This window comes from Dinoroseobacter shibae DFL 12 = DSM 16493, assembly GCF_000018145.1.
Lineage (GTDB): Bacteria > Pseudomonadota > Alphaproteobacteria > Rhodobacterales > Rhodobacteraceae > Dinoroseobacter > Dinoroseobacter shibae.
In genome coordinates, this window is record NC_009952.1 from 1,953,148 (window position 1) to 1,977,975 (window position 24,828).

A 24,828-nucleotide genomic window follows, 5' to 3' on the forward strand; every position below is an offset into this window, starting at 1 on the left:
CGCCAAGTCCGAACCCGCGCCCGGATCACGGACACAGGAGGGCCAGTGCCGCGTCGCGGCTGGCGGCGAGAACCGCCGCCCCGTCCCCGGCCCGCGCCCGCACGCGCAGCCCGGCATAGAGCGACAGCAGCATCTCGGCGCGGGCGGCGAGCGCCGGGTCCGGCGTGTCCGGGTCGGCCTCGCGCAGGGTCGCGGCCAGCGCGCGCCGCAGGATGCCGTAGCCGCGCTGCACCATCCGGTCGGTTTCGGGATCGAGCGCCGCCCGGTCGGAGACCGCGTTGCACAAAAAACAGCCTCGGTGATCGCCCGCCTGCACGACCGCCTCCACCGGAGCGGACAGGAACCTCGCGATCCGATCCCGGGGCGGGGTGTCGGGGGCGCGCAGGGCGGCGGCGCCCGGAGACACCACCGTCTGCTCGTAGCGGGCGAGCGCCCGGAGATAGATCTGGTGCTTGTTGCCGAAGGCGGCATAGAGGCTCGCCTTGCCCAGCCCGGTGGCGCGGGTGATGTCGCTCAGCCCGGTGCCCTCGTAGCCGTTTTCCCAGAACAGGCCCAGGATCCGGTCGAGCATCTCGTCGGGGTCGAATTCCCGGGGGCGGCCCGGCGGATGTGGGGAGGCCATGGTGTAACAAATCCTCGCGCAGCTGTGTTTGCATGATTGTTGACCAATCGGTCTTTAATGTACATGTTCCCCTCACCGGCCGCAACGGTCGCTTTCATATCACCAAATACGGACCGTTCGGTCCACAAAGGAGCCCCCATGTCCGACGCAACCTTCACCTCCACCGCCCCCACCCTCACCGCCAGCCGCCTGGACCGTCTCGGCGACCGGGTTTCGCGGATCAGCCTGAGCGCCGTGCGCCTGACCAGCGCCACGGTTCTGGGTTGGATCGGCGCGATGAAATTCACCGCCTACGAGGCCGGGGCGATCCAGGGCCTCGTGCAGTCGAGCCCGCTGACGGCCTGGCTTTACGATATCCTGAGCGTGCAGGGCGCGTCGAACCTGATCGGGGCGGTCGAGATCGCGACCGCGCTGCTGCTGTTGCTGGGCGCGAAATTTCCCAAGGCCGCCCTTTTGGGCGCGCTCGGGGCGCTGGCGACCTTCGCAGTGACGGTGAGCTTCCTGTTCACGGCGCCGGTCACGGAGCCAAGCCTGGGCGGGTTCCCGGCCCTGTCGGTGGTGCCGGGTCAGTTCCTGCTCAAGGACATCGTGCTGCTGGCGGCAGCGGGTCTTCTGGCCGGCGATACCTTGCGCCGTCTGGCGCGCACGCTCTGAGCCCACCCTTCCCTGCCCCGGCCGGCCCGGCCGGGGCGCTTGCCACGAAAGGCACTGCCATGACCCGGACCATCACGCTTTATACCAAGGACTATTGCCCCTATTGCAAGGCCGCCAAGGCGCTGTTGCACCGCAAGGGGGCGCGCTTCACCAACCATGAGATCACCGGCAAACCGGCCCTGCGCGCCGAGATGATCCAGCGGGCCGGCGGGCTGCGCACGGTTCCGCAGATCTTCATCGGCGGGGTTCATGTGGGCGGTTACGACGCGCTGACGCGGCTGGACGCCCGGGGCGAGCTCGACGGGCTTTTGGGCCTTGTCCGCACCGCCTGAGTGCGGTGGGCGCACCTCAGACCGCGGCGGCCTGCGCAGAGGGCGCGCCGACCGCAATGGCGCGGAGCCGGTCGAGGTCGCGCGGCGGCATCCCGGCCTCTTCGGCATAGCACAGCGCATTGGCGGCGAGCGCCTGGGCCGCCGCCGACATCTCGGTAATGTCGGACCGCGACAGGGACGCGAGGCATTGGCGCAGGGTCAGGGCCGTCTCGATCGACCCGGCCCCGTCGCGCGCGGTGGGCGCGAAGGCTGCCTCGATGAAGCGGGCGGGTCCGGGGAAGGCGGCGAACACCCGAGGTGCCTTTGGCGCGTCGGGGTCCGGGTCGGTGCGCCCGAACTCCCACAGGAGCGCCTTGAGGATCAGCAGCGCCTCGGTCGCGGTGCCGCCATCGTTGATGCCGGGCGACAGGGCTTTCTCGGCGATCTCGGACAGGACGGTCAGCCCAAAGGCCGCGTCCTGTTCATGGGTGCGGCAGTCGCCAAAGGTCAAGGCGCGCCCAAGCCCCGAGAGGGTGTCATCGTCGACCTGGCCGGAGACCTGGCCGATCACCTCGCCCTCCAGGAGATGCGCGCCCGGCGCCACATCTAGGTAGAGCACCGCCTGGTCGGGCAGGCAGTCCTCGATGGCGGCCATGTCGATCAGTTGCAGATAGCCAGAGACCGGCGCGCGCAGCGGCGTGGTGGAGAGTGGCAGAACCGTGTCCGGCGACAGGGGCGAGGCACCGAAGCGCGGGTTTTCGGCCTGGGCTTTCAGGGCCTCGCGGGCGCGGGTCTCGGCGGAGGCGAGGCTGTCGCGCAGGCTGCCCATGGTGGTCAGATGCTCGATCCAGCGCAGCAGCGAGATCACGACGAGGATCACCACGACCGTCGTGATCGCCATGACCACCAGGGCGGCATCCTCGGGGTAGAAGCCCAGGCGATAGAGCACGATCGACCCGAGGGAATAGACGAAGGCCCCGATGAAGGCCGCAAGCACCGATTGGGTGGTCGTGTCCTCCAGCAGGATCCGGTGCATCCGGGGTGTCGCCACATCGGCGGCCCCGCGATGGGCGGAGACCATGATGTTGAGCGAAAAGGTCGACACGGCCAGCATCGACGAGGCGAGGATCGTCAGGACCGGGGTGACCGACGCGAAGTCGATCTGCATGTTCACGCGGCCATTGAGCAGCGGGCTGACCAAAGGGCTGATCAAGGTGGCGACCAGCGACAGCAAGGCATAGAGCAGCACGCGCAGGCCCATGTTGCGATAGTAGCGCAGAAGAACGAGTTTGAGCCAGGTCAGGCGGGTCATGGGCGCATCCGATCACTTTGCGAAACCGCTGCTGCGCAGCTTCGCCCGGAACGCGCCCGGAAGGGAAGCGCCCATTGGCCAAGGGCGTGCGGCTCAGGGGGTGGCGGACCAGACCCGCGACCAGTCTTTGGCCATGTCCACGAGCACCCAGCCCCGGCCCTCGGCCTCGTCCAGAACCACGTCGAGCGCGCCGATGGGGCTGCCGCGGTCATAGGCGGTCTCGCGCTCTGCGTCGGTGTGGTGGATGAACATGCCGAACCGCGCCCCCTCCCCCGCGGTGACCCAGTCGACCATCTCGAAATCGGCGTCCGAATTTCCGGCGGCGAAGATCGGGCGCTGGCCGATATGGTTCATGATGCCCACGGGCTTGTCGCCGGTGCGGTCGACGAAGAAGAGGCCCGGCTGCTTGGTCAGGGTGGGCACGCCGTCCTCGACGGAATAGCTCAGGTTCACGATGCTCCCGATCACCTGGGCGGGCGGGATGCCGTAGGCTTCCTCCGCGATGGCGCGCATGAAATCGAGGGTGCCGCCGGAGACGATATAGGTGCTGAAATCCTCGTCCCGCAGGTAGCGCAGCAACTCGACCATGGGCTGGTAGGTCATCTCGGCATAGGTCAGCCCGGTCGTGGGATGCTCGGTCGTGGTCAGCCAGCCGTGGACGGAGGCGCGAAAGGCCTCGGGCGTGATGTTGGCGTGGGAGAGGCTGACCACCTCCAGCATGCCCTCGCGCCCGGTTTCGCGCAGCGCGGCGATGTCGCCCGCCGCTGCCGCCCGGAGCGCGTCGGAGGTCAGGATCGCGGGGTCGGCCTCGGCCTTTTGCCGGACCATGTCGAGGGCATAGGCGAGCTGGAAATAGAGCGGCTGCTCGCTCCACAGGGTGCCGTCATTGTCGAAGACGGCGATCCGGTCGGGTTCGGGGACGTAGCTGTCCGAGGTGGGATCGGTGACCGCGGCGACGAAGTCGAGGATGGCGGTCTTGGACGCGCTGTCGTTCCAGGAGGGCAGCGGATCGGCCAGGGACGTGAGGGGCAGGACAAGGAAGGGTAGAGACCAGAGGGCGCAGCGGTGCATGGCGGGGTTCCTGTTGATGGAGCCGGTGGGGATGTGGGTACAGGGGTAGCGAGGTCTGGTTGACGAAGTCAACGCTTTGGTGCGCATGTCCCGACCGGCGCCGGGCGGCGCGGCTGTTACCGCCCCAGCACCCGCATGCCGCGGTCGATGCCTTCGAGGGTCATGGGCACCATGCGCTCGGCGCCGAAGACCTGCTGGATCATCTCGATGGAATGGGTGTAGCGCCAGTGACGTTCCGGCACCGGGTTGAGCCACAGGTGGTTGGGCCACTGGTCGCGCACCCGGGCGAGCCAGACATGGCCCGCCTCGGGGTTCCAATGCTCGTTGGCGCCGCCGGGATGGGCGATCTCGTAGGGCGACATGGAGGCGTCACCGACGATGATGCACTTGTAATCCGACCCGTAGGTATGGAGCACGTCCCAGGTCGGGGTCTGTTCGGACCAGCGGCGGCGGTTGTCGCGCCAGAGCCCCTCGTAGATGCAGTTGTGGAAGTAGAAATATTCCAGGTGCTTGAACTCGGCGCGCGCGGCCGAGAACAGCTCTTCGACCAGCCGGATATAGGGGTCCATGGACCCGCCCACATCGAGAAACAGCAGCACCTTGACCGCATTGCGCCGCTCGGGCCGGGTTTTCACGTCGAGATAGCCGTGCTCGGCGGTGGCGCGGATCGTGCCGTCGAGGTCGAGCTCTTCGGCGGCCCCGTCGCGGGCCCATTGGCGCAGGCGTTTGAGCGCCACCTTGATGTTGCGGGTGCCCAGCTCGACACTGTCGTCGAGGTTGCGAAATTCGCGCTTGTCCCAGACCTTGACCGCGCGTTTGTGGCGGGACTCATTCTGCCCGATGCGCACGCCTTCGGGGTTGTAGCCGTAGGCGCCGAAGGGGGAGGTTCCGGCGGTGCCGATCCACTTCGAGCCGCCCTGGTGGCGGCCCTGCTGGTCCTTGAGCCGCTCTTTCAGGGTCTCCATCAGCTTGTCAAACCCGCCCAGGGCTTCGATCTCGGCGCGTTCTTCTGGGCTCAGATGCTTCTCGGCCAGCTTTTCGAGCCATTCGCGGGGCAGGTCCACGGCGTCGAGCACCTGCTCAGGCGTGATCGCCTCCAACCCGTTGAAAGCGGTGGCGAAGGCGCGGTCGAACCGGTCGAGATGGCGCTCGTCCTTGACCATCGCGCAGCGGGCGAGGAAGTAGAACTGTTCCGGGTCATAGGTGGCCATGCCGCGCCCCAACCCTTCGAGGAAGGTCAGGTATTCGCGCACCGACACCGGGACGCCGCCCTTCCGAAGCTCGGCGAAGAACGGCAGGAACATCGCTCAGGCCGCCATGCGTTCGATCACGATGGTGGCGATCAGCCCGATGATCCCCCACAGGATGGCGAACCCGGCGGCGTATTGCGCCATGTCCTTCTTCAGCCCGCCGCGGGATTTGGCGAGCCAGCCCCCCCAGGCAGCCCCACCCAACACTCCAGCCACCACCAGCATCAGCTTCCCCTTTCAGCGTCCCACAGGGGCGGCGGGAGCGACGAGATTTCCGCCAGCCGCGCGCGCACCTGATCATCAGAGCCGATGCCATAACGTGCCCAGCCGAGACTGTCGAGCCGCACGGTGCGGGCCTCGTTGGGGCGACCGAGCATGTCGAGGGCTTCGGCCTTCATCATCATCAGCGTGGCCAGAAGCGCCGCGTTTTCAGAGCGCTGGACCGCAGGCAGGGCTTCGTTCACCAGCCGCAGGGCGGTGTCGGGCTGGCCATTGGTCAGCGCGAAGGCGACGATCTGCATGGTGACATGGGCCTGCTGGACCTCGGTGCCCGGTGCCTCGGAATAAAGCCCGCCGGCCTGCAGGAACGAGGCCAGCGACAGCTCGGGATCCGAGCCGAGCGCCAAACGGCCCAGCACGTAGTAGCTGAAGGCGTGGCGGACATCGGTGAACTTGGCGTCGCGGGCGATGCGCACGGCCTCCACCGCGGTTTCCTCGCGGCGGCGTGGCGAGGTGCCGGGGCCGAGGGCGGATTCCACCGCCGAGATCCAGTCGCGGCGGGAGATGATAGGCGCGGCGCTGCCCGCGCCGCGTCCGGCCGGGTTGACCCGGTCGAGAATGCCCGGCAACGCCTGCTGGACCTGGGCGGGGCTCATGCCCGAGCGCAGTTGGGGCGCATAGGTCACGCGCAGCATGAGCATGTCGAAGCTGGTCAGCACCGGGTGGAAATTGTCATCGTTGAAGACCGAGTTTTCCAGCCGGTAAAGGTCGTTGAGGGGCCCGAGCGCCTGGGCGATTTCCTCGTGCAGGCAGTCGCGGATTTCCTGGGGACTGACATCGCTGGGCACGAAGACCGAGGCCTTGGTGCGGGTCTCCAGCCGGGTCCAGTCGACGCGGGTGGAGCGGCGGTTGCGGACGAATTCGTCGAACCCGTCCACGTTGGGGACCACGAAACAGGCCGCTTGCGGGACGTAGCGCTGGATCTGCTTGCGAGTCAGCGCCTCGACCACGATCTGCGCCTCGGCGCCCTGCCCGGCGCGGGCAATGTCGATCCCGGCCTCGCGGCGCAGACGCTCCAGCAGCCGCGCGAGGTCAGGCCCAAGGGTGCTGGGGGCCGCGCCACGCACGGCGACGCGCACCGGGCCCTCGAACCGGGTGAACCGGGTCAGTTGCCGGCCGCTTTCCATCTGGAAGCTGAGTTCCATGAAATCCGCCGCAAGCTGGCGGTTGGTGGCGCGGATCGGCGCGGGCTGGTAGCTGCCGAAGGTCTTCATCGGGGGCAGCTCGCTGGTCGCCGGAGCGCGCGTGGGCTGTTCGGAGACCGGGGCCGCGGCGCAACCGGCCAGCAGGGCAAGGGCGCAGACAGACAGGACACGGATCATGACGCCGCCCTCACATACTTGATGAACGGGGTTTCCCGGGCGACCCGGTCATAGAGCCGCCGGGCCTGGGTGTTGTGCGCCTGGGTCAACCAATAGACCCCCGCGGCACCGTCGGCATCGGCGGCGGCGTAGACATGGGCGATCAGTGCCCGCCCCACCCCCAATCCACGTGCGGCGGGGGCAGTGAACAGATCCTGAAGGTAGCAGACCGGGGCCACCTGCCAGCCATGGCGGTGGTAGATATAGTGAACGAGCCCCACGGGCGTGTCGCCCCGCACCGCCAACGCGCCCTGGTAGTCGGTCACCTCCGGGTCGCAGAGCCGATCAAAGCTGGTGGCGTAGACCTCCGGGGGCAGTTCGGTTTCGTAAAACGCGAGATAGGCGCGCCAAAGTGCCCGCCACGCGGGGGCGTCGTCGGGCGTGATCGCCCGGATGCAGAGGTCAGGACCGGTCATGGGCCAAGGATGCGGAGGTTAACGCCCGCGCGCAAGCCCGCGGGCGCGGTGTGCCTGCATCCGGCGCAAACTAGGCAAAAGTGATGTGTGTTTGCGATACACTCCGGTCCGTGGCGCAAAGTCGTTGCGCATCTCGCGCCAAAGCCTTGGGATCCCGGCTGCATGCGAGGGTTGAAGGTCAGCCCGCAACCGCCTGTCAAGACGGTGAATTCGGATCCCTCAGCGGCGCCCGGAGCGCGCCATGAAGGCCAGCCGTTCGAACAGGGCCACGTCCTGCTCGTTTTTCAGGAGCGCGCCGTGGAGCTTGGGCAGCGCATTGGCCCCGTCGCGCTTGAGATCCTCGGGCGACAGGTCCTCGGCCAGCAGCAGCTTGAGCCAGTCCAGCACCTCGGAGGTCGAGGGCTTCTTCTTCAGCCCCGGGGTCTCGCGGATCTCGTAGAACTGGGTCAGCGCCGTGGACAACAGCGCGCCCTTGATGCCCGGATGATGGACCTCGACGATCTTGCGCAGGGTCTCTTCGCCCGGAAAGGCGATGTAGTGGAAAAAGCAGCGCCGCAGGAAGGCGTCGGGCAGCTCCTTTTCATTGTTCGAGGTGATGATGACGATGGGCCGGACCTTGGCGCGGATGGTCTCGCCGGTCTCGTAGACGAAGAATTCCATCCGGTCGAGTTCCTGCAGCAGGTCGTTGGGAAACTCGATATCGGCCTTGTCGATCTCGTCGATCAGCAGGACGACCTTGCCGTCGGCCTCGAACGCCTGCCAGAGCTTGCCCTTCTTGATGTAGTTGGACACGTCATGGACCCGGTCCTCGCCCAGTTGGCTGTCGCGCAACCGGCTGACCGCGTCGTATTCATAGAGCCCCTGCTGGGCCCGGGTGGTGGATTTGATCGACCATTCGATCATCGGCAGATCGAGCGCGGCGGCGACCTGGCGGGCCAGTTCGGTCTTGCCGGTGCCCGGCTCGCCCTTGACCAGCAGCGGACGTTCCAGGGTCACGGCCGCGTTGACCGCCACCTTGAGATCGTCGGTGGCGACATATGCCTGTGTACCTTCGAACCGCATCCGCGCCCCTCGCTGCTTCGTGATCTTGCGACGTTACACCAGCTTCGATTTCGGCGGGCAACCCCCTATATTTACGTGACATCCCTTGGGAATCTCAGTATGACGCAGCCAATATGGGGGGGGCGCTGAATGGCAGCAGACACCAATACTGATCATTCGGCCCTGCATGAGGGAGCAGACATGCGTGTAGAGACGTTCTTGCCTGATGATTACCGTCCCGCAGAGGACGAACCGTTCATGAACGAGCGCCAGACGGAGTATTTCCGTCGCAAGCTGCTGGCCTGGAAGGCCGAGTTGCTGGAAGAGAGCCAGAACACCATTTCGGAGCTTCAGGGTGCGGCGCGCAACATTCCCGACGTGGCCGATCGCGCCAGCGAGGAAACCGACCGGGCGCTGGAGCTGCGCACCCGGGACCGGCAGCGCAAGCTGATCTCGAAGATCGACGCGGCCCTGCGCCGGATCGAAGAGGGCGAGTACGGATATTGCGAAGCCACGGGCGAGCCGATCTCGCTGAAGCGGCTGGATGCGCGCCCGATCGCGACCCTGAGCCTGGAGGCACAGGAGCGGCACGAGCGCCGCGAGAAGGTGCATCGCGACGACTGAGCCCGCCGCCCCCCTGCCGCGACGCGCCATAAAGATGCAGGGAAGTCACAGTTTCACAGACACCGGAGCCCTGCCTCCGGTGTTTTTGTTTTCGGGCTTTGAGCCTCCATATTTTGCCGGTACTCCCAACATATGGTGTTACTGGGGCGTGAAATCACTGTTCTTGGAGCCGGGATTGGCGGGCTGACGGCGGCGCTGTGCCTGGCCGCGCGCGGCGCGCGGGTCACCGTGCTGGAACAGGCGCCCGAAATCCGCGAGATGGGGGCCGGCCTGCAGATCAGCCCGAACGGGCGCTGCGTTTTGCAGGCGCTGGGTCTTGGCGAGACCCTGGATGCCGCGACGATCCGCGCCCGGGCCGTGGTGCTGCGCGACTTCGCCGATGGGCGCGAGGTGCTGCGGATGCCGCTGGAGGCCAATGACGGGTTCCGCCTGACCCATCGCGCGGACCTGATCGACCTTCTGGCCGACGCCGCGCGCGCCGCCGGCATCACCCTGCGGCTGGGCTGCAAGGTGGACGCGGTGGAGTTGGAGGACGGCGCGCATCCGGTCCTGCGGCTGGCCGATGGCACATCCGAGACCGCCGAGATCCTGGTCGGTGCGGACGGGCTGCATAGCCAGGTGCGCAAGGTGGTGGAGCGGCCCGTGGCGCCCTTTTTCACCGGGCAGGTCGCCTGGCGCATGGTGCTGCCGCAATCGGTGCCGCCGGAGCCGGAGGCGAGCGTGTTCATGGGCCCCGGCCGCCACGTGGTGAGTTACCCGCTGCGCGAGGGGCGCGAACGCAACGTCGTGGCCGTGGAGGAACGCGACCGCTGGACCGCCGAGGGCTGGACCCACAAGGATGATCCCATGCGCGTGGCGCGGGCCTTCGCGAGCTTTGCGCCGCAGGTGCGCAACTGGCTGAAGGCGGCGCAGACGGTGCATGTCTGGGGCCTGTTCCGGCACGAAGTGGCCGCGCGCTGGCACAAGGATGGGGCGGTGCTGGTGGGGGATGCGGCGCATCCCACCCTGCCTTTCCTGGCCCAGGGCGCGAACATGGCGCTGGAGGATGCCTGGGTGCTGGCCGACAGCCTGGCGCAGGCCGACAGCCGCGAGGCGGGCTTCGCGCTCTATCAGTCGCGGCGAGAGGCGCGGGTGCGCCGGACCGTGCAGGCGGCCAATGGCAATGCGCGGAATTATCACCTGCAACTCGGGCCGGTGCGCAGCATGGCCCATGCGGGTCTGTCGCTGTTCAACCGGTTCGCGCCGACCGTGCCCCTGCGCAAGTTCGACTGGCTCTACGGCAAGGACGTGACCAGGGGCTGAGCGCCCGTCAGGCCGCCAGGTCCACCACCACGGGCACGTGATCGGACGGCTTTTCGCCGCCGCGCACGGCCGCGTCGATCCGGCAGTCCCGCATCAGGTCCGCGCAGTCCGGCGTCATCAAGATATGGTCGATCCGGATGCCGTCATTGCGCTGCCAGGCGCCGGCCTGGTAATCCCAGAACGAGTAATGCCCCGGCCCGGGCACGCGGGTGCGGAACGCGTCGGTGAAGCCGAGATTCAGGATCTCGCGGAAGGCCGCGCGCGAGGCGGGCAGCGCCAGCGCATCCTTGCGCCAGGCTTCGGGGCGGGCGGCGTCCTCGTCCAGGGGAATGATGTTGTAGTCGCCCGCCATGAGGGCCGGTTCCTCGGCCGCCAGAAGTTCCGCCGCGCGGGTCTTCAGCCGGGCCATCCAGGCCAGTTTGTAGTCGTATTTCGGCCCCGGCGCGGGGTTGCCATTGGGCAGGTAGAGCCCGCAGACGCGCACGGGCACGTCGCCCATCACGGTCGCCTCGATCCAGCGGGCCTGTTCGTCGCCGTCATCGCCGGGCAGGCCGCGGGTGACATCCTCCAGCGGGAGTTTCGACAGGATGGCGACGCCGTTGAAGCTCTTCTGGCCGTGGGTTTCGACGGTGTAGCCCATGTCCTCGAACAGCTCCCGTGGGAAGGCCGCGTCGACGGATTTGATCTCTTGCAGGACGACGACGTCGGGGCTGGCCTCACGCAGCCAGTCCGGCAGGGCGTTGATCCGGGCCTTGATCCCGTTGATGTTGAATGTCGCGATCTGCATGGGACCCCCGGTTTTGGCCGCATAGAGCAACAGGCGGCGGGCGGTGTCCAGACCCTTCGGGCGGTGATCCGGCGGCGCGCGCTGCGCGCGCAGGTTTGCGGCCCGTGCCGGGCCGATGCTGCAGGGGGGCGCTGCCCCGGACCTGCGCGCCTCCCCCGGAGTATTTTCACACAGATGAAGGAGGGGCCGCCCGGTCAGCGCGCGTCAGAGTTCGACGATGCGGACCTTGCTGCCTTGGGTGGTCAGCGCGATCTTGCCGTCGCAGAGCCGCAGGGCATCCTGGCCGAAGACCTGGGCGCGCCAGCCCTTCAGCGCCTGGACGGTCATTTCCCCTGCCGCCATGGCGTCGAGATCGGCGGCAGAGGCGATCATCCGCGAGGCGACGCCGGCGTCTTCGGACTTGGCCTTGAGCAGCACCCGGAGCAGGTCCGCAAGCGCGGTGTTGACCTGCAGTTTTTCGCGGCTGCGGTCGATCTCCGGGTAGTCCTCGGGCTCGGTCGCCTGGCCTTCGGCCACGGCGGCGAGGATGCCCTCGGCGATCTCGCCGCGCCGGGCCTCGCGCAGCAGCAGGCGCGAGCGGCCCAGATCCTGCACCGATTGCGGCTTGGTGGAGGCCAGTTCCAGCAGCGCATCGTCCTTGAACACCCGGCTGCGGGGGATGTTGCGCCCCTGGGCGAAGGTTTCGCGGAACCGCGCGAGCGCCCGGACGGTCGACAGGAACTTGCCCGAATTGGTGCGGGTTTTCACCCGGCGCCAGGCCTCGTCCGGGTCGACCACGTAGATCTCGGGATCGAGCAGGCCCTGTAGCTCCTCCTCGACCCAGGCGCGGCGGCCGGTCTTGTCGATCGCGGCGGCGAGGTATTCGTAGATCACGCGCAGATGGGTGACATCGGCCAGGGCGTATTTCTTCTGCGCCTTGGAGAGGGGCCGGTGGGACCAGTCGGTGAAGCGCGAGGTCTTGTCGAGGCTCTCGCGGGCGATCTTGCGCACCAGCGTCTCGTAGCCGACTTGCTCGCCGAAGCCGCAGACCATGGCCGCGACCTGGGTGTCGAAAAGCGGCTCGGGAAAGACCCCGTGCTCGACGAAGAAGATCTCGAGGTCCTGCCGGGCCGCGTGGAACACCTTGACCACGTCGGGGTTGCGGAAGAGATCCAGCATCGGCGCGAGGGACATGCCCTCGGCCAGCGGGTCGACCAGCACGGCGGTCTCTTCCCCCTCGCCCGGATAGGCAAGCTGGACGAGGCAGAGCTTGGCGTAATAGGTGCGCTCGCGCAGAAACTCGGTATCGACTGTGACGTAGTCATGCTCGGCCGCACGGGCGCAGAAGTCGGCCAGTGCGGCGGTATCGGTCAGTGTGTCCATCAGGGCCTTGTCTGTTGGCGTGTTTTCTTGTGTCGGCCTCGCTGGGTCCGGTTCTACGCGGTTTGACCCCGGCGCGAAAGGGGGGCGATTGGCGCAGTCAGTCGAGGTCGATCCGGCTGCGGTCGCCGGCAGCGAAGCGGCGCAGGACCGCCGGGTAGAGGCGGTGTTCGAGGGTCAGGACCCGGGCGGCGAGGGTTTCGGAGGTATCGCCGGGAGCGATGGCCAGCCGGGCCTGTCCGAGGATCGGGCCGTCGTCGAGGGCGGGCGTGACCTCGTGCACGGTGCAGCCGTGGTGGGTATCGCCCGCCTCCAGAGCCCGGGCATGGGTGTGCAGGCCCTTGTATTTCGGCAGGAGCGACGGGTGAATATTGAGAATCCGGCCCGACCAGCGGGCGACGAATTCCGGGGTCAGAACCCGCATGAAGCCCGCCAGGCACAGGATGTCCGGGGCCGCGGCGTCGAGATGTTCGGACAGGGCTGCCTCGAACCCCGCGCGGTCGCCCTTGAAGGGGCGGTGATCCACGGCGGCGGTGGGAATGCCGCGATGGGCGGCCTTGGTCAGCCCCCCTGCCCGCGGATCGTTGGCGGCCACGAGTACCGGGCGCGCTGGGTGGTCGCCGGTCATGCTGTCCACCAGAGCCAGCATGTTCGACCCGCCCCCGGAGATCAGGATCGCGACGCGTCCGGTCAAAGAAGCGTCCCGCGATAGTGCACGGCGCCCGCGCCTTCGGTGACATGGCCGATCACCGCCACACGCTCGCCCGCCCCGGCCAGCAGGTCCGCGAGCGCCTCGGCCCGGTCGGGCGCCACGATCAGGGCCATGCCGATCCCGGCGTTGAAGGTCTTGAGCAGTTCGGCCTCGTCGAGCCCGCCCTCGGCGGCGAGCCAGCGGAACACCGGCGGCAATTCCCACGCGCCGAGGTTGATCTCGATCCCCAGCCCCTCGGGCAGCACCCGGGGCAGGTTCTCGGTCAGCCCGCCGCCGGTGACATGGGCCAGCCCGTGCACCCCGCCCGCGCGGATCGCCGCCAGCGCCGGTTGCACGTAGAGCCGCGTGGGCGTCAGCAGGGCCGCGCCGAGAGTCCGGCCCTCGAACGGTGCGGGATCGCCCCAGCCCAGACCGGAGCGCTCGACGATCCGACGCACCAGCGAGTAGCCGTTGGAATGGACCCCGTCCGAGGCCAGCCCGAGGATCATGTCCCCTGCCGCCACATTCGCGGGCAACGCGCCGCCCCGCTCCATCGCGCCGACGGCAAAGCCCGCGAGGTCGAAATCGCCCTTGGCATACATGCCCGGCATCTCGGCGGTTTCGCCGCCGATCAGCGCGCAGCCGGAAGTGGCGCAGCCCCGGGCGATACCCTCGACGATCGTCGCGGCCTCGGCCACGTCGAGCTTTCCGGTGGCGAAATAGTCCAGGAAAAGCAGCGGTTCAGCCCCCTGGCACACGAGGTCGTTGACGCACATCGCTACCAGGTCGATCCCGATCGTGTCGACATGGCCGGTGTCGATGGCGATCCGCAGCTTGGTGCCGACCCCGTCCGTGGCGGCCACCAGCACCGGGTCGGCGTAGCCCGCGGCCCTAAGGTCGAACAGTGCGCCGAAACCGCCCAGACCGCTCATCACGCCCGGGCGAGAGGTGGCCTTGGCGGCGGGCTTGATCCGGTCCACCAGGGTGTTGCCCGCATCGATGTCGACGCCGGCCTCGGCATATGTCAGACCGGGTTTCGGCGGCGGTGTGTCGGTGGTCATCTGGGCCTCGTGTCTGGTTTGCGCGCCTGCTAGCAGGTCGCGGGGCGACTGTCCACGCGCGCAAGGCCCGGACCGCTTGACCGGATCGCAGGGTTTGATACTCAGACGCCGGGGGCCTGTAGCTCAATTGGTTAGAGCAGAGCGCTCATAACGCTTTGGTTGCGGGTTCAAGTCCTGCCGGGCCTACCATCCCCCCTCTCTTGGTGATCTTGCGGTCGGGCCGCTGGCGTCGTCTCGGCGCGCGCTGTGCCCAACTCGGCGGCCAGCGCCTTGATCGTGGTGGATTTCAGCGGGCCGGGTTTGCAGGCCAGGGCAATGTCGCGGTCCCGGCAGAAGCGGTTGATCGCACGGATCAGCGGCGCGCGCAGATAGGGGCTCGGTGCGCCGGTGTCGTAGCCCAGCGCGTCGAGTTCCTTTTGCAGCAGGCGCAGATAGGCGTTGCGGTTGAGCCGGGCCGTGACCACCAGCGCGCGGGGCAGCACCGCGGGGGGCGCTGTCGCGACGATCTCTTCGGCGGCGCGCCAGAAGCGGCGGGCCTGTTGCACGGCCGCCAGATGCAGGGCTTCTTCGATTCGGATCTTCGGGCGCAGGCCCGGGGTTTCCAGCAACGCGACACGCGCCTCGGGCGTTCCGGTCGGATCGGCCCGGAGCCGCAGGTAGCGCAACAGCGCCTCCGCCGCGCGGGCATCGCCTTGCGCCGCGCGGTCCTCAAGCCGGTCGCGGAGGGGGGCGGACAGGTCGGGTGCGGCCGGGTTGGAGATCAGCGCCGCGGGCACCAGCAGTTGCGCGTCCCGGTTGTTCTCGGCCGCGAGGCTGCGCAGCCGCGCCAGCCCCGCCGCCGGGTCGGAGCGCGGGCCAAGCCGGCCCGTCGCATGCGCCCAGGCCAGGGTCGGCTCTGCGCGCGCGTCCCCAGCGGCGCGGGCCAGGTCGAGCGTGGTCTGGGCCTCGGCAAAGGCGCCGAGGGTCATCTCCACCTTCGCGAGCGACACGAGCGACCGGCTGTGCCCCGCGGCGACCGCCTCGGCATAGAGTGCGCGGGCGGCGTGCGGATCCCGGGGCACGGACTGCCCGGTGAGGTGAAAGTACGCCAGGCGGTCCAACGCCCGACCGTAACCCGCCTGTGCCAGCGCAAGAAGGGCGGCGATCCCGTCCTGCGGCGCGCTGGCGTGCAAGGCCATGGCCTCGGCGAACTGAGCCCGGACATCCCGGGGCGGGTCGGCTTGACCGCTCTGGGTGCCGAGAAAGAGCCCCGCCAGGCAGGCGAGGGCTGCGGTCCGCATCCGGGTCATGGCAGGCTCCTGTTGTGCTTCGGCGTCCTCGGTACCGGGACGCCGCGAGGCCTGCAGCGCAGCATCGGTATAGCCAGCGCTACGGGCGGATAGCGCGCCGGACAGAGCCTTGGGGCCCGGCGGCAGATTGTCATGGTGCAGGCGCCGTCACTTGGTGTAGAGCGGTTCAGGACGGATACAGATCCCGGAGCCCGCGCGACCGTGCCGACCGATGCTTCTCTTCGCGTACAAAACACCTGGGCCCTCGTGGCGCCGATCTCGGACCAGGTGGGCGATCTGTTCTATGCCAACCTGTTCCGGATGGACCCGACGACCAAGCCGCTCTTTGCGGGCAACATCGACCTGCAGGGGCGCAAGCTTGTGCAAACGCTGGGCTTTATCGTCGATCACCTCGAAGACCCGGACCGGCTGTTGCCCGCTGCGCAGGAGTTGGCCGTTCGGCATGTGAGCTACGGGGTGACGCGCACGCAATACGCCTCTGTCGGGGCCGCGTTGGTGAAGTCGCTTCGGCAACTGCTCGGAACGGCGTTCTCGCCGGAAGATGAAGCCGCCTGGGCAGAGGTCTATGGCGGGCTGTCGGCGGCGATGATCGCGGCGGCCTATCCCGATACCTCCTATACGAAGGTATAGCGGCCTAGCCTGCAGGATACACGCAACCGCATCGGCGACTTCCTATGTCTGTCCGAACACATGGTTGGAGGCGCAGATGAAGATCAAGGTCCTGGCGATCTCGGAGGGGGACGACCCCGCGGGGGTAGCCCGCGCGCTGCAAGCGGCGAGCTTCGTATCGGTCCATGGCGCCTGCACCACCGACCTCGGCAGGCTTGGCCTCGACGCCGTGCCGGGACAAGTGCATGGGGCGACCTCCTGCCTCGGGGCGATGAGCGATGGCGGCGTGACCGATGGTGTGGCCATTTTCGCCATAGAGGATCCCGACGGCGCCTATGGCACGGCACTGGCCCCCTTCGACACCGACCCCGCCGCGGCGGCCCGGACGGCCACCGTGAATGCGCTGGCTGCCGCGGACCGGCTGGGCGAGAAGCCGGAACTGGTCTGGCTGTCGAGCACGCCGGGTGCCGAGGAAGAGGTGCTGGCAGGGATCGAGGCGGTTCTGGGTGAGGACGTGCCCATCATCGGCGGAAGTGCCGCGGATGATGACGTCTCGGGCGCATGGTTCGTGTTCGACAAGGCGCAGCGCCAGAGCGCCGGGGTGGTGGTGACCGTCATGTTCCCCTCGCGTCCGGTCTCTTTCGCCTATCACAACGGGTACGCGCCCACGGCACAGTCCGGCACGGTGACCCGCACCGAGGGCCGCCGTGTCTTCGAGATCGACCACCGCCCGGCGCTGGAAGTCTACCAGGGCTGGTCCGGTGGGCGCGTCGCGGTCGACCCCACCGCGCAGAGGGCGCAATCGATCCTGTCGCAAAGCACGCTCGCCCCGTTGGGGCGCAAGGTCACCGAGCTGGACGGGGTACCCGCATACCTGCTGGCCCACCCGGCCGCAGCGGTGCCCGGCGGAGCGATCGACCTGTTCGCCACCGTGGCCGAGGGCGAGGTGCTGACGGCGATGACAGGCACCGAGGCAGGACTGATCGAGCGCGCCGGCCGGGTCGCGAGCCTCGCGCGTGCCACGGGCGATATGGAAACCTCCCCCATCGCCGGGGCGCTGATGATCTATTGCGGCGGGTGCATGTTGTCGGTGCGGGACCGGCTCGACGCGGTGGTCGACAGCGTGACGGCCTCCCTCGACGGGGCGCCGTTTCTCGGGGCCTTCACCTTCGGGGAACAGGGCGCGATCCTCGGGGCGGGAAACCGCCATGGAAATTTGATGATTTCCTGCATAGTGTTCGGGTAACGAAACTCGGGGCAGAAAATCATGGCCGAAGATGAGCGGCTGCGCGAGGCACTGCTCGAATTGCAGCTTCTGCGCGCGCGGGAGGCCAAATCGCTCAGCGCGACGCGGATGCTGCTGGAATGCCTGGAGGCCTATTCCAGCGCGCGCACCCCGGCTGACGCCCTCAACAGCATTTTCGTCTCCCTGCGCGACAGGATCGGCGCGGAATTCACCGCCCTGGGCGAGATCGCGCAGGACGGCGCACTGGTGATCGCGGCCAGCGACGATCCCGCCTGCCTCGGCCTGCGTCTCGCGCCGCCCTTCGATCTCGCCGCGCGGCCCCGGGACATCATGGACCTGGCGCTGCTGGGGGCGTGGTACGGCCCCTGGGACATCGCCCGTTACAGCGCCCTGCAATGCGCGCCCCTGCAGACCGATGGCCGCCGCCATGCCCTGTTGGCCTTCCGCAGCGGCCCGCAGCCCTTCCCCAAGGGTAGCCTGCAGCTGGTCGAACGGCTGGCCGGGCTGGCCCTGCGCGCGCTGCAGGGCAGCGAGATCGCCACGGAAAACAAGCTTCTGGCGGCGGCGATCCAGGGCTCTTCCTCGGGCTTCGCGATTGCGGACGCCACCGACACCGCGCGCCCGTTGATCTACGTCAACAGCGCCTTCGAGCGTTTGTCGGGCTATGCCGCCGAAGAGGTGCTCGGCCAGAACTGCCGGTTCCTGTCGGCCGAACCGCCGGACAGCGCCGAGCGCGAGCGGCTGCGTGCAGCGGTGCAGGCGAACGGGTCGGGCCAGTTCCTGCTGCGCAACCGGCGCAAGTCCGGGGATCTGTTCTGGAACGAGCTGACCCTGTTTCCGGTGGAAAACGAGGCCGGGGAGGTCGTCAATCTCGTGGCCACCCAGACCGACGTGAGCGCGCGGGTCGAGGCCGCCGCCGAACGGGACCGCACACGGGCGCAGATGGCCCGGGCCCTGACGGCGACGGAGGATGCATTCCTCGTGCTGGAGCCCGGCAATGTCGTGGTCTTCGCCAACAAGGCCACGCGGGAGATCTTCTGCGCCCCGGACGTGGACTGGGCGGTCGGCTCCACCTTCGATGCGAACTGGGCGGCGTATCTCGCGGCGTGCGAAGACCTGCCCGGGCGCGTCACGAGCCTACTGGAAACGCCGGACCTCGCCACGCTGGCGCAATTGCCCAAGGGACGGGAGATCGACCTGCCCGACGGGCACACGATCCTGATCCGGGCCTCGGCCTTCGCCGATGGTGGGCTGGTCCTTTCGGCGACCGATGTCACACCGATGAAGATGGCTCAGCGGCTGTTGTCCCAACGCCTTGCAGCGATTGAGGCCGCGCGGGACGGAATAGCGGTCACCGATGGCGACGGTCGGCTGACCTTCCTGAACCGTGCGGCCTCGCAGCTGCTGGGGTTCCCATCGCCCGCACGAGCCCTTGGGCGCCCGTGGCACGATCGCTATGACGGACCTTCGCGATCTGCCAACCAGGAGCCGTTCGACATGACCCTGGAGCGGACCGAGGACGGTGTCACCCGGACGCACGAAGTGACCGGCACCGTGCTGGACAGCGGCGGAACGGTGATCGTGTTCCGCGACATCACCGACCGGCTGGAGTATGAGACCCGCGAGGCGGAGCTCAAACAGGGGCTGCGCCAGTTGCAACGGCAAGAAGCGACCGCGCAGTTGACCGCGGGGATTGCCCATGATTTCAACAACCTGTTGTCGGCGATCAACGGCTCGGCCACCCTGATCGGCCTCGAAGAGAATCTGACGGACACGCTCAAGGCCCATGTCAACCGGATCTCGACCGCCGGGACACAGGCGGCACGGCTGGTCAACCGGCTGCTGGACATCGGCGCGCGTCACGAGGCGGTCGGCAGCTTCAACCTGCGTGCTGCGATCGCGGACATCCCGGCGCTGGTGGAACCCAGCCTCCCCGACAGCATCGCGCTGCGCATGGATGCGTCCGAGGGTGGGCTGACCCTGTCGGGTGATCCGGGCTCGTTGTCCCAGGCCATCGTGAACCTGGTGCTCAATGCCCGCGATGCCATCGGGAACCGGGCGGGCCGAATCGACCTGCGGATCTCGGCGGTGACCGGTCAGTGCGGTGCAGAGATCCAGGTGGGCGAGCTGCGCCCCCAGGCCCGGTACGCGCGCATCGACGTGTCCGACACCGGCGCGGGGATCGCGGCGGATCAGCTGGTCGCGGTGTTCGAGCCCTATTTTTCGACCAAGGGGCGGCACGGCACCGGGCTGGGCCTGGCGATGGTGTCCCTGCAGGCCCAGGCGGTCGGCGGGGCGGTGGGCATCGCGTCTGCCCCCGGGTCTGGCACGACCGTCTCGGTATTCTGGCCCGTCACCTCGCCTGAGGATATCGCCGGATCAGGTCCGACCGGGGCGGGTCATGACCTGACCGGACAGACGATCATCCTGCTCGATGACGATCCGGAGGTCGCGGCCGTCGCCGCCGCGTTCCTGGAGGCGCGGGGCGCGGAGGTCGCCGTCTGCATCGATCCGCGCGACGCGGTGGAGGCAGTAGAGGACGCCCCCGAGGCCTGGTCCGCGGTGGTCACCGATTACGACATGCCGCATCTGACCGGCGGCGATGTGGCCGAGCGGATCAAGCGCCTGAACCCGGCCCTGCCGGTGGTGCTGGTGACCGCGCTGGCCCGTCGCCTGTCGGACCCGCGCATCGCCGATGGCACGATCGATGCGGTCTTGCCGAAACCGGCGGACCTTGACCATTTGTCCTCAATTCTGTCCCAGTATCATCACCGCTCCAACTGAGGTGCCCTGCGATGCGTGTCCTGCTTGCCGACGATCACGACCTGGTTCTCGAAACCCTGGCCTCCTTCCTGAAGGCCGAGGGCGGTTTCGAGGTGGAGACCTGCGGATCGCTCGAAGCGGCCTGCGAGAAGATCGGCAATGACATCGCCTATGACCTCGTGCTGCTGGACTACACAATGCCAGGGATGAACGGGCTGGAGGGATTGAAGAAGGCCATCGCGGCCTCCTTCGGGCGCCCGGTCGCGATGATGTCCGGCACCGCCTCCAAGGCCATCGCGCAGGAGGCGATCGACGCGGGCGCCATCGGGTTTCTGCCCAAGACCATGGCGGCGAAATCCATGGTCAACGCGGTGCGGTTCATGGCGATGGGCGAGACCTACATCCCGCTCGATTTCCTCAATGCGGTGGAAGAAACCCCGGACATCCCGCTGGCCAGGCAGCTCTCGGAACGGGAGCACCAGGTGCTGGGCGGGCTGTGCCGGGGGTTGTCGAACAAGGAAATCGCGCGGGAGCTGGATTTGCAGGAAGTGACGATCAAGCTGCATGTCAAGACGCTGTGCCGCAAGATCGACGCCAAGAACCGCACCCATGCGGCCATGATCGGGAAGGAGGCGGGCCTCTTCTGACGCCCGCCCCGGTGGCGATCAGAACAGGATGCCGTCGCAAAGCTCCAGGTAGAGCGCCTGCGCCGGGCCGTCCGACCGGGCCTCGAAACTGATCGTGCAGGCGCCGAGGTCGACCGTCACGCTCCGGTCCGCGCCCTGGGTCACGTAGGTGGCGATCCACAGATCCGCGGTCATGTCATCCGAGAGCAAATCCAGTCCGCGCAGGTCCAGCCGGTCCTTCTCACCTCCCGCATTGCGGAAATCCGTGATCCGGTCCGTGCTGCCGTCGAGATCGTCGGCGCGGAAGATGAACCGGTCGCTGCCTGTGCCACCCGTGGCGATATCCGCCCCGGCGCCGAGATAGAGCCGGTCGGCCCCTGCCCCGCCATCGAGCACATCCGCGCCGGAATAGCCCATCAGCTTGTCCTTGCCGTCGCCGCCCGAGAGCAGGTCGTCGCCCGCGGCGCCCTTGACATAATCATCCCCCGCCCCGCCGTAGAGGCGGTCGTCCTCGGTGCCGCCATCGAGACGGTCGTCGCCGCCATCACCGTGCAGGATATCGGCGCCAGGCCCGCCGCGCAGGTCGTCCGCACCTGCCCCGCCATGGAGCGTGTCATCGCCACTGCCGCCGATCAGGTTGTCGGCGCCGTCATCGCCATGCAGCACGTCATGCCCGGAACCGCCATTGAGCGCGTCGGCACCCGCGCCCCCGTGCAGGGTGTCCTGGTCGCTGCCACCGGACAGGATGTCATCCCCTGAATCGCCGAACAGCGTGTCGAACCCGGTGCCACCGTCGAGCGTGTCATTGCCGACCCCACCGTGAAGGCTGTCATGTCCGGCGGAGCCGCTGAGATAGTCGTCGCCCTCGCCGCCAAAAAGCCGATCGTCATCTTCGGGCAGGACATTGCCGAACGGGTCATAGCGCGTGCCATCCGCGTCATAACGCGACACCATGGTGGCGGTGCTGTTCGGCCCTGCGCCGCCATAGATCGCGTCGTTATCGGCCCCACCGCTCAGGGTGTCGCCACGTCCGGCACCGATGATCAGGTCTTCGCCAAGCCCGCCGTGAACGGTATCGGCATCCGCGCCGGAATGGATCTTATCGTCGTAGCTGGTGCTGTCATCGGGGGCCGCGACCACCTCGGGAGAGCGGATCAGCACGGTGGCCGACCTGTCCTTGGCGGTAAACGGGTCCATGGTGCGCGGGTCCACCGCGCCGTCATTGGAGTTGGCCTTGGGCGCGTCGGAGACCAGTTCCAGCGTGATCTCGCCGGTCTCGGTATCGGTGCGCACCTTGTAGATGCCGCCCGACGACTTGGTGGCGCTGTTCATGTCGTGATCGCCGCCATTTCCCCCCGCATAGAGATTTCCGTCACCATCGACCACGAACGCCCCGAAGGTGATCGCGGGCACGCCCTCCAGCATCTGGCCCGCCACTTCGGTCTCGACGATCGGGGTCGTGGAGAAGATCGGCGCGCCGCCGCTTGCGACCTCGGAGATATCGATCTCGAAGAGCTTGGCGGGCTGGCCCGCCGCGCTTGGCTTGACGATGCCGTAGAACGTGTTGCTGGCCGCGTCGAAGCCCACATCCCAGACCTGATCGGTGATCATCTCCTTGGGGAACTTGAAGGTTTCGGTGACCGGGTTGCCGTCGGCATCGACCTGATCGAGGTCGATCCGGGTGACCCGGTCCATGCTGGAATGAAACGCCCAAAGGTTGCCATCGGCGTCGATATCGGCGGTCCAGCTGCGATAGGGGGTCGCGCCGATCCGGTAGGCATCGCCACCGGCGTCATACATCACGAGATCCGCCTCGGCGACCGCGTTGCCCAAGGCATCCTCGCCCGGCTTCACGGCAATGCCGTAGATCAGGTTGTCCTGCTGGTTGAAACCGATGGCATTGACGACTACCGTCGCCTCGGCGCCCGCGGGCGTGTAGCTTTCCGAAACCGGGTCGAAAAGGTGCAGCTTGCCGTTCAGCACCTGGTAGATATGCGACTGGCCCTCGGCGATGGATTTGACCGTGACCAGCGTTTCGCCGATCTGTTTCTCGGTTTTCCTGTAGAACACCGGCAGGTCGGTGAAGATCTCGGGGCCCTCGCTGCTTTGGGGCGCAACCGAGCGGAAGGTCAGCTCCCCCGGACCGCCATTGCCCTGGAACCCCACCACGTGGTCGGCGAAGACCGCGCTGTTGGTATCGAAGGCCGAGATGACCTCGCCATTCCAGAGCACCTCCACCGCGCCGCTCAGGACATTGGCGTCATAATTCGTGGCCAGCTCGAAGCTGATCTCGTAGGTGGCCCCGGCGCGTGTGTCGATGGACTGGGACATGCTGGTATGCCCCGCCCCCTCGTCGCGCACGGTCCAGGCGCCGGTCTCGCCATACTGGGCAAAACTGGTGGCGGTGTCGGTGCCGTCGAGCAGGTTCTCACCGACGAAATCGCCATAGATCAGGTCCCGCCCTCCCCCGGTCTCGATCACGTCGTCGCCGGCAAGTCCCAGCACCAGGTCGGCTCCGGAAGTTGCGACGATCTTGTCCGCCTGGCCGCTGCCGAGGATCTGGGTGCGGTCGGTGACTGTTTGTTCAGGCATGTCTTTTCTTTCTCGTTGAAATTGTCACTCACCAGCCGATGCCGCGATAGGTCGCGATTTTCGGGCACTCGTCATAGAGACGCACCACGTCGATGATGGGGGTCTGGAGGTCTTCGGAGGCCATCTGGACGATCTCCGAGTAGACCAGGTTGCGCTGTGTCACGATGATGGCGTCGGACCGCCGGGCGACCTCGCGCGGGTCATCCACCAGAAAACCGCGCAACTCGCCCGCAAGAGCGGCAAGGCCGGGGCTGCCGTGGCGGACATAGCCCAGCTGGCTTTCGATGGCGGTGTCGCGGGTGATGGCGGGGTCGTGGATCAGGATCTCGATGCCCTCGGCACGCAAGGCGGCGATCACTTCGAGGATCGGGCTTTCGCGGAGATCATCTGTGCCGGGCTTGAAGGCGAGGCCGAGAATTCCGATCCGCCTCGCGCCGGTGTCGCGCGCGAGGCGGATGGCGCTGTCGATCTGGGCACGGTTGGACGCGCCGAGGTTCTCGATCATCGGCAGGCAGACGCCCTGGGCCTTGGCGATATGGGCGACCGCGCGGACCTCCTTGGGCAGGCAAGAGCCGCCATAGGCGAAACCGGGCTTGAGGTAATAGGGTGAAAGATTAAGCTTGGTATCGCGGCAGAAGACATCCATCACCGCGTGGCTGTCCACCTCAAGAGACTTCGCCAAGCGCCCGACTTCGTTGGCAAAACATACCTTGGTTGCATGCCATACATTGTCGACGTATTTCACCATCTCGGCGGTCTCGATCGAGGTCAGGATCGGCGCCTCGTCTACCGGCGCGTAGATCCGGCGCAACACATCCGCCGTCTGGTCGCAGGTCGCGCCGATGACCGTCTTGGGCGGCGCGTAGAAATCCGCCACCGCCACGCCTTCGCGCAGGAACTCGGGGTTGAAGGCAACCCCGAAATCCATGCCCAGTTTCTTGCCGGAGAGCTCTTCCAGGATCGGTGTCATCACCTTCATCGTGGTCCCCGGCGGGATCGAGCAGCGCATCACGAAGACGTGGAACCCCGGTTTTACCTTCAAGCCTTCGGCCATGGAGCGCGCTGCGGCCTCGATGAACCGGTAGTCGCAGCCGCCGTCCGGCGCGGTCGGTGTGCCCACGGATACGAAGGTCACATCGGTGTCCCGTACCGCCCCGGCAAGGTCGTCCGTAGCCGTGATCAACCCCTTGCAAACCCCCTGCTGCAGAAGGCTGCCAAGATCCCTTTCGTGGATCGGGGCACGGCCTGCGGCGATGTCGGCCACCTTGGCCAGGTCGATATCCACGCCCACGACCTCGTGCCCGAGGCTGGACAGGCAGGCGGTCGAGACCGCCCCTACATAGCCCAAGCCAACCACGGAAATGGCCGCTTTCGGCGGGACGGGTTGCGCAGCGACAAGGCCTGCACGGGCGCGATCGAACGCGGCGATATCCAACATGTGGGGACCCTTTTCTCAAGAACTCTGAAATGTCGTTGAGATGGTTCTAATCTTCTGAAAATGATAAGTATTTCGACTGAATGGCTAGAAGCGGCGGCAAAAGGCGCCCCGCGATGTGCTTTCG

23 protein-coding genes and 1 tRNA gene are annotated in these 24,828 nt (G+C 67.5%); 9 read left to right on the forward strand and 15 right to left on the reverse strand.

The features are described 5' to 3' along the window. Positions 1 to 25: 25 nt before the first annotated feature. Entirely contained in the window at positions 26 to 622 is a 597-nt protein-coding gene (locus DSHI_RS09555) for a TetR/AcrR family transcriptional regulator (RefSeq protein ID WP_012178546.1), read from the reverse strand. A 138-nt stretch (positions 623 to 760) separates the two neighbouring features. Here DSHI_RS09555 and DSHI_RS09560 point away from each other — a divergent pair, with 138 nt between their 5' ends. Together DSHI_RS09560 and grxC are read left to right on the forward strand one after the other, a co-directional pair. Beyond that, the gene (locus DSHI_RS09560) at positions 761 to 1,276 is read left to right on the forward strand and encodes a YkgB family protein (protein ID WP_012178547.1); all 516 of its coding nucleotides are present in this window, start codon (positions 761 to 763) and stop codon (positions 1,274 to 1,276) included. A 59-nt stretch (positions 1,277 to 1,335) separates the two neighbouring features. Beyond that, entirely contained in the window at positions 1,336 to 1,608 is a 273-nt protein-coding gene (grxC, locus tag DSHI_RS09565; protein ID WP_012178548.1) for a glutaredoxin 3, read from the forward strand. 16 nt (positions 1,609 to 1,624) lie between these two features. Here grxC and DSHI_RS09570 read toward each other — a convergent pair whose 3' ends face one another. From DSHI_RS09570 to DSHI_RS09595, 7 genes are all read right to left on the reverse strand, one after another. Continuing rightward, positions 1,625 to 2,899, reverse strand: coding sequence for a DUF2254 domain-containing protein (locus DSHI_RS09570; RefSeq protein WP_012178549.1), 1,275 nt, complete (start codon positions 2,897 to 2,899; stop codon positions 1,625 to 1,627). Positions 2,900 to 2,992: 93 nt separating this feature from the next. Further along, on the reverse strand, positions 2,993 to 3,970 hold the full coding sequence (locus DSHI_RS09575; RefSeq protein ID WP_012178550.1) for an HAD family hydrolase: 978 nt from the start codon (positions 3,968 to 3,970) through the stop codon (positions 2,993 to 2,995). Positions 3,971 to 4,086: 116 nt separating this feature from the next. Next, entirely contained in the window at positions 4,087 to 5,274 is a 1,188-nt protein-coding gene (locus DSHI_RS09580) for a vWA domain-containing protein (RefSeq protein ID WP_012178551.1), read from the reverse strand. Positions 5,275 to 5,277: 3 nt separating this feature from the next. After that, positions 5,278 to 5,445 carry a hypothetical protein gene (locus DSHI_RS22585; RefSeq protein ID WP_012178552.1) on the reverse strand — a complete coding sequence of 56 codons (168 nt, stop codon included), beginning with the start codon at positions 5,443 to 5,445 and terminating at the stop codon, positions 5,278 to 5,280. Beyond that, complete coding sequence (locus tag DSHI_RS09585; protein WP_012178553.1) at positions 5,445 to 6,821, reverse strand: DUF2927 domain-containing protein; 1,377 nt, start codon at positions 6,819 to 6,821, stop codon at positions 5,445 to 5,447. The genes DSHI_RS22585 and DSHI_RS09585 overlap by 1 nt, the downstream gene beginning before the upstream one ends. Beyond that, entirely contained in the window at positions 6,818 to 7,276 is a 459-nt protein-coding gene (locus DSHI_RS09590; RefSeq protein ID WP_012178554.1) for a GNAT family N-acetyltransferase, read from the reverse strand. The genes DSHI_RS09585 and DSHI_RS09590 overlap by 4 nt, the downstream gene beginning before the upstream one ends. A gap of 219 nt (positions 7,277 to 7,495) precedes the next feature. Continuing rightward, positions 7,496 to 8,338: an AAA family ATPase gene (locus DSHI_RS09595; protein ID WP_012178555.1), complete on the reverse strand. Its 843-nt coding sequence runs from the start codon at positions 8,336 to 8,338 to the stop codon at positions 7,496 to 7,498. 180 nt (positions 8,339 to 8,518) lie between these two features. Here DSHI_RS09595 and dksA point away from each other — a divergent pair, with 180 nt between their 5' ends. After that, on the forward strand, positions 8,519 to 8,941 hold the full coding sequence (gene dksA / locus DSHI_RS09600; RefSeq protein ID WP_044027731.1) for an RNA polymerase-binding protein DksA: 423 nt from the start codon (positions 8,519 to 8,521) through the stop codon (positions 8,939 to 8,941). A gap of 132 nt (positions 8,942 to 9,073) precedes the next feature. Beyond that, positions 9,074 to 10,243, forward strand: coding sequence for an FAD-dependent monooxygenase (locus tag DSHI_RS09605; RefSeq protein ID WP_012178557.1), 1,170 nt, complete (start codon positions 9,074 to 9,076; stop codon positions 10,241 to 10,243). A gap of 7 nt (positions 10,244 to 10,250) precedes the next feature. Here DSHI_RS09605 and xth read toward each other — a convergent pair whose 3' ends face one another. From xth to purM, 4 genes are all read right to left on the reverse strand, one after another. Continuing rightward, complete coding sequence (gene xth / locus DSHI_RS09610; protein ID WP_012178558.1) at positions 10,251 to 11,030, reverse strand: exodeoxyribonuclease III; 780 nt, start codon at positions 11,028 to 11,030, stop codon at positions 10,251 to 10,253. A 204-nt stretch (positions 11,031 to 11,234) separates the two neighbouring features. Next, entirely contained in the window at positions 11,235 to 12,392 is a 1,158-nt protein-coding gene (gene rnd, locus DSHI_RS09615; RefSeq protein WP_012178559.1) for a ribonuclease D, read from the reverse strand. A gap of 97 nt (positions 12,393 to 12,489) precedes the next feature. After that, positions 12,490 to 13,083 carry a phosphoribosylglycinamide formyltransferase gene (purN, locus tag DSHI_RS09620; protein ID WP_012178560.1) on the reverse strand — a complete coding sequence of 198 codons (594 nt, stop codon included), beginning with the start codon at positions 13,081 to 13,083 and terminating at the stop codon, positions 12,490 to 12,492. Then, positions 13,080 to 14,141, reverse strand: a complete 1,062-nt coding sequence (gene purM, locus DSHI_RS09625; protein WP_012178561.1) for a phosphoribosylformylglycinamidine cyclo-ligase — start codon at positions 14,139 to 14,141, stop codon at positions 13,080 to 13,082. The genes purN and purM overlap by 4 nt, the downstream gene beginning before the upstream one ends. Positions 14,142 to 14,253: 112 nt before the next feature. On the opposite strand from purM, the gene DSHI_RS09630 reads away from it, so the two are divergent. Further along, positions 14,254 to 14,330: transfer RNA gene (locus DSHI_RS09630), tRNA-Ile, on the forward strand. Here DSHI_RS09630 and DSHI_RS21710 read toward each other — a convergent pair. Beyond that, positions 14,309 to 15,430 (reverse strand): SEL1-like repeat protein, encoded by a 1,122-nt coding sequence (locus tag DSHI_RS21710; RefSeq protein WP_012178562.1) that lies wholly within the window; start codon positions 15,428 to 15,430, stop codon positions 14,309 to 14,311. The genes DSHI_RS09630 and DSHI_RS21710 overlap by 22 nt on opposite strands. A gap of 201 nt (positions 15,431 to 15,631) precedes the next feature. Between DSHI_RS21710 and DSHI_RS09640 the strand changes: the two genes are divergently transcribed. The 4 genes from DSHI_RS09640 (at position 15,632) to DSHI_RS09655 (ending at position 20,695) form a co-directional block, all read left to right on the forward strand. Beyond that, positions 15,632 to 16,060 (forward strand): globin family protein, encoded by a 429-nt coding sequence (locus DSHI_RS09640; RefSeq protein WP_012178563.1) that lies wholly within the window; start codon positions 15,632 to 15,634, stop codon positions 16,058 to 16,060. Positions 16,061 to 16,136: 76 nt separating this feature from the next. Continuing rightward, positions 16,137 to 17,285, forward strand: a complete 1,149-nt coding sequence (locus DSHI_RS09645) for an FIST signal transduction protein (protein WP_012178564.1) — start codon at positions 16,137 to 16,139, stop codon at positions 17,283 to 17,285. 21 nt (positions 17,286 to 17,306) lie between these two features. Further along, entirely contained in the window at positions 17,307 to 20,069 is a 2,763-nt protein-coding gene (locus DSHI_RS09650) for a PAS domain S-box protein (RefSeq protein WP_012178565.1), read from the forward strand. An 11-nt stretch (positions 20,070 to 20,080) separates the two neighbouring features. Beyond that, positions 20,081 to 20,695, forward strand: a complete 615-nt coding sequence (locus tag DSHI_RS09655; RefSeq protein WP_012178566.1) for a response regulator — start codon at positions 20,081 to 20,083, stop codon at positions 20,693 to 20,695. 18 nt (positions 20,696 to 20,713) lie between these two features. Here the strand turns inward: DSHI_RS09655 and DSHI_RS09660 are convergent, their stop codons facing one another. Together DSHI_RS09660 and DSHI_RS09665 are read right to left on the reverse strand one after the other, a co-directional pair. Beyond that, a complete protein-coding gene (locus DSHI_RS09660; protein ID WP_012178567.1) occupies positions 20,714 to 23,266 on the reverse strand; it encodes a calcium-binding protein in 2,553 nt (850 codons plus the stop codon). A gap of 28 nt (positions 23,267 to 23,294) precedes the next feature. Further along, positions 23,295 to 24,704: a nucleotide sugar dehydrogenase gene (locus DSHI_RS09665; RefSeq protein ID WP_012178568.1), complete on the reverse strand. Its 1,410-nt coding sequence runs from the start codon at positions 24,702 to 24,704 to the stop codon at positions 23,295 to 23,297. Positions 24,705 to 24,828 lie beyond the last annotated feature (124 nt).